2 protein-coding genes are annotated in these 1992 nt (G+C 56.1%); both read right to left on the bottom strand.

Annotated features, from left to right (window positions below):
- Window positions 1–246 precede the first annotated feature (246 nt).
- Entirely contained in the window at window positions 247–648 is a 402-nt protein-coding gene (locus tag AC0QUY_RS42480; RefSeq protein WP_161855626.1) for a hypothetical protein, read from the bottom strand.
- Window positions 649–1888: 1240 nt separating this feature from the next.
- On the bottom strand, window positions 1889–1992 hold a 104-nt coding region (locus AC0QUY_RS42475), incomplete at its 5' end, for a transposase domain-containing protein (RefSeq protein ID WP_474417230.1).

Below are 1992 nucleotides of genomic sequence, written 5' to 3'. Positions count from 1 at the left end.
ATATCTTTGCCTATATCGAGGGCTTCTACAATCGGACTCGTCGTCACTCCGCCATCGGCTTTATCAGCCCGATCGAGATGGAGCTAAAAGCAGCTTAACCCTGTCCATTTTTTCGGGGGAAGATCAACCATAGGCGGTAGCGGACGGGTCCGGTTGGAGCCATTGAAGGCGCTCTATACGATCGCCAGCCGCATGTACCGCCCCGCAGGGAATAGAGCGCGGTCCCTATTCGATCTTGGCGATAGCTTACCTTACCGCAGATGATGGGTGCGTTCTAAAATGATCCAACATCTTCGAGCCTTGACTGAACGATTTCGACCAGGATTGCTCCGCAAGATCCAGGTGGCACCTCAGTAGGTCAGAGGGAGTTTTGGAGTCGGCAACATTTTTGAGATAAGTGGCCTGAACGTGCAGAGAGGAAGCAATCAGTTTGAGTCCATCGTTTAGTGCCGCTGCGAACAGATTTGCTGTCGATTCGATCGATGTTTGCCAGACCGGAAACATAAGTGAAATGCGCGATGCGGCTTCTGCCGATTCTCCAGTGCCATGCGCGGCGCCACCTTTATCAGAGGCTGATGCTGGCGCCAGTGCGGGCTCTGGGCGTGTCTGTCGTTCGCGTTTCTCGTCTCCGGTTGTTATCGCGGGCATTCGACATCTCCTGGCCTGAAAGGATTGCAATGCTACTCAGCTTCGATCATGAACCATCAGGAAAGTATCACAACCACCAACAGGTCGTACCTATCATATTTGGTAGCGCTTGATCACGATAAAGAAGTAGGATGATGCCGCTAAGCGTTTGTCTCCAAGGGACAATGTGAAGCTCGCCATCTGATCAAGGTGTATTTGAAGACTCTGGTTGGATCGTGTGTCACGCGCGAGCTTGGCCGCTTGCTCTAGCAACACAGGTTGAAGATCATCGAGGTCGTCTTAGCCTAGTTGCCGCTTGAAGGGCAGCACTGTTTCATTCGTGAACAGTGATGGCTCCGGTTGACCTGCCACTGGATCCAGCAGCAGTTTGGCTCTCGGGGCGTGGTGCGGCGAGACCGAATTTTGGGACTACCTGAAGCTAGAATTTGCCCTGATCACGTTGGCCGGCTGGTGGCGCGGATGTGGTTGTGCAGCAAGATTAGCGGCCGATTGCCTACCGCGCCGTGAGGCCCTTCCTCGTTTTAATTGAGGCCGTCCATAGGACTGGCCTTCGCGAGGGTTCTTATCGGCATCCTCCTTGGTTTGGTCGCCGAGTTCACTCACGGAGCTGTCGGCAAGGATGATGCTACCGTCTTTCGCTGCACGCTGGATGGATCGCAAGCGGATCGTTGCTGTAGGTTCCAGCATGGATCTTCGATCGGCGGATATGGTCCTCACCCTCAACCTGTGACAGTTCAGCCGTTTCGCAGCGTCGACGCACTTGCGGCGCTCTCTCCAATTCTCGAGCTCGCCTCGGGATCGAATGCCAGCAGCTGCCCTGGTTTCTGGCGCCATCCGGAGCCTCTCGCAACCAGGATCGGGGAGGGACTCGTGGCGCGCAAGACAGCATGTCAGGAAGACGATGCCAACGCTATTGGTAACCGCGTGGCCGGAGCTGCCGGCTGGAGCGCAGGCGGTCCTCACGAGGTGATGGCTCAGTTGATCCTCGACCATGCAGCGTTGGCACGATGCCGCCTGCAGAAAATGATCTCGAGCAAGGCGTTTCTGTTATGTGCATCAAACTTCAGCACATCAATTATTGCACATTCGCGAGAGCTGCGCGTTGCAATACGCCACCTGCTACCGGCTGACGACGCTCGGATGGTCCGACATGAAGTGATTGACATGATCCTAGTCGGTCAGCCGATGGCGGTGAACGGCCTACTCAGTCGGTGGCTCCGTAAGCGGCAAGCTGAGGCCGTCAGGCGGCGTGGTTCCATGGCATAAGCGCGTCGATTTCGCTGCTCGGCCAGCCGTTGGCGATACGCTGAAGCGTGAGGGTGAGCCAGGCGAACGGATCGACGT

This window comes from Bradyrhizobium sp. WYCCWR15520 (assembly GCF_056174665.1).
Note: the sequence above shows the minus strand (reverse complement) of the source record. Positions and strands in the feature narration are given on the sequence as shown.

Bases quoted from the DNA above. Each gene is read 5' to 3' on its own strand.
- AC0QUY_RS42480 (WP_161855626.1), bottom strand. From the start codon at position 648: ATGCCCGCGATAACAACCGGAGACGAGAAACGCGAACGACAGACACGC.